General features: G+C 31.4%; 4 protein-coding genes. All 4 read left to right on the top strand.

From position 1 onward, the window contains the following. Window positions 1-222: 222 nt before the first annotated feature. The 4 genes from DTW91_RS12495 to DTW91_RS12480 are packed head-to-tail and all read left to right on the top strand — an operon-like array spanning window position 223 to window position 7508. On the top strand, window positions 223-1020 hold the full coding sequence (locus tag DTW91_RS12495) for a hypothetical protein (protein ID WP_125203691.1): 798 nt from the start codon (window positions 223-225) through the stop codon (window positions 1018-1020). A 10-nt stretch (window positions 1021-1030) separates the two neighbouring features. Beyond that, entirely contained in the window at window positions 1031-6406 is a 5376-nt protein-coding gene (gene mads8, locus DTW91_RS12490) for a methylation-associated defense system ATP-binding protein MAD8 (protein WP_125203690.1), read from the top strand. Beyond that, window positions 6406-7095 (top strand): PP2C family protein-serine/threonine phosphatase, encoded by a 690-nt coding sequence (locus DTW91_RS12485; RefSeq protein ID WP_125203689.1) that lies wholly within the window; start codon window positions 6406-6408, stop codon window positions 7093-7095. The genes mads8 and DTW91_RS12485 overlap by 1 nt, the downstream gene beginning before the upstream one ends. A 20-nt stretch (window positions 7096-7115) precedes the next feature. Then, window positions 7116-7508 (top strand): TOTE conflict system archaeo-eukaryotic primase domain-containing protein, encoded by a 393-nt coding sequence (locus DTW91_RS12480; protein WP_125203688.1) that lies wholly within the window; start codon window positions 7116-7118, stop codon window positions 7506-7508. Window positions 7509-7589: the final 81 nt, after the last annotated feature.

Genomic DNA, 7589 nt, shown 5'->3' with positions numbered 1-7589 from the left:
TTGAGTAAGATTGTTCATTTATTTAATTATTTGATAATCAATTAAATATACGGATTTCTATCCAATTGAACAATCTCTTTTTTATTTAATTCCTAAATGCACAACAGGTTGTTGGTATATAAATCCAAAATTCCCCGAAATGTTCTGATAGATTATCTGAAAACTATTACTTCCTTTCATCTCTCTTTGTATGTACATAAGATAATTTATTTATTGCCAAAAATGGTTGAAGCAGGAACTAAAGATATTGACGATGATTGGAGTGTAATACTAGATACCACAGACAATTTTGAAAGTAAAGTTGCTTCCATTTCCATAGCTGATACAGAAAGAACATACAATTCATTGTATGAATATATTAAAGCGACTTTTAAAATTAATAGTGTTATATCTGTTTTACAAATTGATAATGGTGATTCAAAAAGTATTGAAATAGCTCTTTCTGCATTAAAGGATATTGGCAAATATGAAATAGATTTTAAGGCACTTTGGGGACATACGATTAGAAATCAAAGTGATGATGAGGACAGGACTTTATTATCTGAAATGGTAAAATATGAAACTACTTATTTTGACAGGTATGTTGAGCTATTGTTGAAGGTTAGAGGCAAATATCAACACAAATCCTACATAGAATTATTGGATAGTTTATCTCAAAAGAATAACGAAAGGGGATTCTTGGCTCAGGGAAGAAGCAAAAAACATCCCAGAAGATATGTCCTTGGCACCAGATTGCTAGAAGCCTTGGTTCAAATACAGGTTTTGCATCTTGAAGGAGATAAGTTTATCACCCAAAGCTTATCTATTGAAGAATTGATGAATAATCTGAGAAAACGTTACGGCTTAATTATAAATGGATTAGAGGAAGAACGCTTTAAAAATGTTGATATACATACCCATTTAGCTTTTAAAGAAAATGTAGAAGCGTTCAAAATAAAATTGAGGCAGATAGGCTTTTACAATGATTTAAGTGATGCTTACATTTTACAGAAAATAAGACCTCGTTACGAACTAACATAATTTAGAAAGAATGGACGTAAATATTTTAACTCGTTATTATCAATACATCATCGAGCTTATTGTAGAGCTATACAAGCAGGAATTTGAAGATGCAAAACCCGGTCACTGTATGAAGATTACAGGATTGGGAAATGAACAGTTATTATCACTTTGGAAAATTATAACCAATCATTTTAAGAATTTAAACACTTACATTGTTGATGAAACTCAACAAGGAAATTGTTACATTTCTGCAACTAAGCTAATTGAACTACGTAACCAGCAGAAAAAACCTTTGCTTATACTTGTTCCCTCAAATAGCAGAACTGCTGCGGAAGACTCTTACGGCAATGCTACTTTTAAAGAAATCTCTTTGGATAATATCGAATCTATTTTGGTGAAAAATTTGATAGAAAAGCTTCCTGTTGAGGTCTCTACATATATTAATACCATTATAGGTTATATAGATACTACTCGTTCAAGCATATTAAGCTATTTATTAGCTATAGAAGAAGATTCTTTTACTAAAGAAAGCATTGGAAAAAATTTATTCCATCTGGGTTTGTTTCCAGATTTAAAGTTAGTTGCTGATGAAAATTTAATTCGTTCCCGACTTAACTTAAATACTACGAGCTGTAATATTCTGACTTCATTTAATAAATCTGTTTATGAAAGAGTAGATGAACTTCAAATAAAAAAAGGAACTGTTCAAAAAGATTTCATACAATTATTTAGAAATGGGAATAACATCACGTCATTAAATGATCTTGTAGAAACCGTTGCAAGCAAATATCCAGAACTTTGGTTTGACAAATGGGAAATACCAAATCTGAATTTTGAAAAAATAGAACTAAAAGTGATTGAAATACGTTCGACGGATTTTACAATTGAAGAGGGTAAAAAAGTTCTTTTGTCTGATGGTATAACTAATCCGAAAGTTACTATACGATTTACGACTAACCCCGAACCAAAAAATATTGGAGAATTAAAATATTTTAGAGTTGTTTTGATGGCTGTAGATGGTTTTTCAGGACAAGAAATAACAACATTAAGAAAGCTAAAAAACACCACCTCCAAACAATCTTACAGAGAAGCTAAAATAGAGCTAAATACCAATAGTATTGAAGAAGGCTCATACTTCTTTAAGGTACTTGCTGAGGATGAATTAGGGAATATTCTAAATGTAAATGATGATTTTTATGAAGATGCTATCCAAAGAGTTTGGGAGGAAAACAACCATTCTCTTGAGAGCAAAAAAGATTTGAATTACAAACTAAAATGCGATTCTGAGGATTTTGATTATTTTATTGACATTAACACCGAAAAAGAAGATACAATACGCAAGGATAAATTAAATAATGTTCTTCAAGCATTTTTTAAATATAACATTGATAGATTACGACAAGAAGCAGCATTGGATATTCCTCATCCAAGTGAACATTCCAATGTGTGGTTAAACGATGATAAAACAAAGTTATCATCGGTCTTTCATATTAATTATTCTAACAAGCATAATTACCAAATTATTTTGTCTTCAAAACTTAGAATGATTGAAAATGAGATTCTAAATAATAGTAATCATTTTGGCTTTGTAAACACTGTAATTAGTAATAACAATACATCTTTAGGTTTACAAAATAGCGAATACACAATCAGTAGTCTAACAGAAATAGCTCCCAAAAAGCTATTAGAATCAAGAAAAATTGTTTTTGAGAAAATTAAAAAATCAAATGATTCTGAAAATGGAGTATTAGAAACTGCAAATCTATATTCTATCAAAGAAGATATTAAAACCTATCTGGAACATTACAATAATTGGTTGGTAAGTCTCAATAAAAAAATTGAAAAGACCAATGTTTCTACAGGAGAAAAAGAAAATATCAAACTTCTATACACCGAAGTTCAATTTTTAGATACCGTAAAAGTAAAAACAAAATTGCCAACCGGAGGTTCTGTTTCTGCGGTTTTATTATCTCCGCTACATCCGATTAGATTAACTTGGCTTATGAATCTAATAGATCAATTTGATGAGTGGTTTGCCAAATCTCTTTCGTATAACGACCATCTTCGTGAATGGCAACAATTAGAAAGCTTATTCTTAGGAGAACTAAATCCGAGCAATAGTCCTTTTGTTTTGGTTGATCCAAACCAGTTTATCAATTATGAGTATCTTGGAGAGTTAAGTTTTGGTTGGGGAATTTATATTAATTCATCTACCCCCAATCCGATTGATTCACTTGTTCCTATTTCGCACCAATTAAAGTACTATTTCAGACATTTACTGAATATTGATTCTGGAAATATTGTGAATAATGATGTTAGTAGAGCTTTGGTAGTAAAGCATATAAAAAACTTTTTAATACAGCATCCTTACACGGATACATTAATAATAAACCTATTTAATGTTGGTGATGCAGAAGTTTTTGCAGATGCGTTTGTTGATTTAAGTAAATATTCCGAATACTATAATACTAAATTTGAAGTTCGGATTTTTGTGGGACAGGAATCCCTGATTGAACACGGATTGGCTCTAAAAGCATTGCTCAACCCAGAAACGAATATTAGTGAAGAAGCAGAGTTGTTTTCACAACCTTCTCAAAATAGATTATTCCCTAAATTAAGGTTTTCTATTAATAACATTGAAGATTTTGTTGAAAATCCGATTGTTTATAATGCTCATATTAGCTTTTTGATCAATCCATTTGCCACAAAAATTACTTTATACAAACCTTATAGGGAATATAAATCTACTTACCTAAATAGTTTAATTATTGATCGGGCGACAGATGTTGAGATGACTCAAGAGCCCCAAAGAATTACTTGGAATAATTATGTGAAAATAGAAAACCCAAAAGAGAACTTAATAAATAAAGTATATGCTTCATATCAAGTTTTCACATCAGGATCTTTGGCAGCGCAAGCTACAGATTCTATTCCTGCCACACAATTAAGTTTAACCAACAGAGATCAGGTATTATTATCTCATTTACACGAATATTCGGACTGGGTTGTAACTTTTGACAAAAACTTAGGTCCACATTTTTTTGATCAGCCTTCTGAAAATGGAAAAACACCATTTTTGTTAGACTATATTCCAGGAGAGGAAATCTCAGGAATTTCTTCTTATCTTACAACGAAGCCCTCAAGTGAGATAGTAGGATTATTAAGTCCACATTTTGAATCGTTCGGAGTAGACATTAATAGTCCCGAAGGTCTAAATAAAATTCAGACTATCCTTGAGGATTTAAGAGCAATTAGCAGCTCTTTAGTTCTTCAGCTTAATTCTTCAAAAAGCAAAGCTTTTGAAGCCATAGGAACAGCTTTTTCTAAAAGAATTTTAGAGAAAAAAGGATTATTGGACAATGCGTTCCTGATTCCAATTGATTTACATCAAAATCTTTTTGAGAATTTAGATACCAATTCGAAAAGCAGAGCAGATAATCTTTTTATTTCTATCAATAAAGAGAAAAGAGAGATTAAAATAGCAATATTAGAAATAAAATGTAGAAGCTATTTGGGTACATCAGAACGTGATGAACTTAAAACCAAAATGGTAGAACAGATTGATAATACAATCGTTGCCATTAAACATCATTTTGACCCAAATGATTACAAAAGTAGTGACCGCTTAGATCGAGAAATAAAAAATAAGGAATTAAAATCACTATTTAGCTTTTATATAGAACGAGCATATAGATATAATTACTTGTGTGAAAACGCTTATAACAGTTATATTGATTTTATTCAAACGTTAAATAATGGATTTGAATTTAAATTCACTCGATTAGGTTTCATCTTCGACTTCTCTTTTGAACAAAAGCATCAAAAACAAAATATTGATGATAACACCACCATTTTTACTTTTGGTCATAAATTAATAAGCGATATATTAGACCCAAATTCTGATTTGAACACCAAAAGATTGGAAGATTCAGAATTTAATAAAGAGTTGGCTTCCGCTCTCGAATCAAACAACAAGTTAAAGCTATTTATTCAGAATTTTAAAGCAAAACTTAACGTGTCTTCTGATGAAAAGAAAGAAGATAACAATAAAATTCAGGATTTGTCTAAAAAGTATACAGCAGATTCTTCTGACGAGGTCATTATTGAACAACCTCACAATAAGAGTGTGGTAGAATCTAATGAAGAAGATAACGAGCAAGTAGCTCCTGAAAAGATTGATGTACCATACAATAAACCAGAATTTGATATTATTGTAGGTAAAAATAGTATATCTGATCAGTTTGGAATAATTGGTACTTCAATACACAATAAAAAAATAGCTATAGACCTATCCGAAACCAATACCATAAGCTTATTTGGTGTGCAAGGTGGAGGAAAAAGTTATACGATTGGTACGATTAGCGAAATGGTATTGAAACAATTTTCAAACATCAATAAACTACCTGCTCCTTTAGCAGGCGTTATATTCCATTATAGTGAAAGTATGGATTATGAACCGGAATTCACTTCGATGATTAATGCTAATACGAATCTTACAGAATTAGAAAAGCTAAAGGAATTATATGGTGCTGAACCAGATGTTATTGAAGATGTTATAATATTAACTCCTTCTGATAAGGTTGAAGAGCGTAGAGAGGAATTTCCATCTATACAAGTTGAGTCAATAGCTTTTAATTCTAAAGAGCTTAATGTTCAAGATTGGATGTTTTTATTAGGCGCAATTGGAAACGACTCGTCGTATATCAAACAGTTGAAATTTATGATGAAAGAACAGCGTAGAAACATTACGTTGGATGGATTAAGGGAAAGCGTGGAGGTATCTGAACTCCTTTCAAACACTCAAAAATCTTTAGCTAGGCAGAAACTTAGTTTCGCCCAAGAATATATTGATGATAGTTTCTTTCTTAAAGAGGTTTTGAAACCTGGGAGATTGGTCATTGTAGATTTACGTGATGAGTTTATTGTTAAGGATGAAGCACTAGGGTTATTTGTCATTATGTTGAATATTTTCTCAGGAGTCAAAACCTTTAATGATAAGCATTTTAATAAGTTCATTGTTTTTGATGAAGCTCATAAATATATGGACAATAAAGATTTGACAAATAATATAGTTACTGCAATTCGAGAAATGAGACATAAAGGAGTAAGCATTATGATTGCAAGTCAGGATCCGCCAAGCTTACCCAACGAAATTATCGAATTGAGTAGTATTGTTTTACTCCACAAGTTTAATTCACCTCAATGGTTAAAGCATATTCAAAAATCCTTAACACAGTTGAATAGCTTGAACGCTGCTGATATGAGTGTATTGAAACCTGGTGAAGGCTTCCTATGGGCTTCCAAAGCATCTGAGCAAAGTATAACAACAAAGCCTTTAAAAATAAGTACAAGACCAAGAGTTACTAATCACGGAGGAGCAACAAAAAAAGCAACAGGGAACTAATGCAAATACAGCAATTAACAGGAAGAGGAAGAAGAGAAAGCAATCAAGATTTTATCTGTATTCACAGATTAGAGTCTGCTGCTTCCTTTTTTTTGATAGCCGATGGAATGGGTGGCTATGAAAAAGGAGATGAAGCAGCAAAAATTGTTTGTGAAAATATTTTCACCTTTCTCAATTATGCAGAAAGTATTAACGAGCAAAATATCCAAAAAGCGGTGCAAAAAGCCAATTTGGCGATTAAACAATTCAACAACAAAAATAATATCAAATCTGGAGCTACAATAGGAGGTATTATTGTAGATAAAAATATCTCCCATATTTTTTGGGTTGGAGACGTAATGGTTTCCAAAATAAACGAGAATAAAGTTTTGTTTCAAACCAAAAGCCATACAATGGTAAATAGCCTTTTAGAATCGGAAAGCATAATAGAAGAAAAATCTTTAGATAAATATAAGCATATCGTAACCAGATCTGTATCAGGAAAACCTTCGGAATCCACTGTCGGGTATCAATCGTTTCAATTATCAAAAGATGATGTTTTTATTATCTGTTCAGATGGTGTTCATAATGTTATTTCTGTTGAACAGATTCTTCAATACACATTTAAAGAAAAGGGCTTGCAAGAATTAGAACATCAATTTCTCAAAGAGGCAGAAGATAATTATTCGATTATTACCATAGGATTTTAACCTTTTTTTAATCTTGGAAAATGAAAAGCGAATCTCAAACAAACATCTTCCGCTCACTCTTCCAAGGGCGTGAAGACGTGTTCGCTATTCGCTGGGAAAAATCAGGAAAATCGGGCTATATGCCTTCTTATCATTATGACCCATATCACTATCGCATTCATAAATCGAATGGAGGAACTTTTCAGAATTATCCACACAAAACCTATTTACCGCTTACTAATAACGAAATTCAAAAACATTTAAACGGGATTCAACAAATTGGTGTTTATCCTTTATTACAAGACAATACTTCTTGGTTTTTAGTCGCTGATTTTGACAAACAAAATTGGAAAGAAGAAGCCGTCAATTTCTTAAACGATTGTAAAGAGAAAAACATTCCAGCTGTAATCTTCCCCAAAAATAGGAATATTTAAAAATATAGTTTTTAATTTGGAAGACTATGAAAAACAGTAAATTTTCAGAAGTTCAGATTATTAAGATATTATCTGAACAAA

It is taken from the genome of Chryseobacterium sp. SC28 (genome assembly GCF_003932955.1).
Taxonomy (GTDB): domain Bacteria; phylum Bacteroidota; class Bacteroidia; order Flavobacteriales; family Weeksellaceae; genus Epilithonimonas.
The sequence above is the reverse complement of the archived record's forward strand: the minus strand, read 5'-3'. Positions and strand labels throughout refer to the sequence as shown.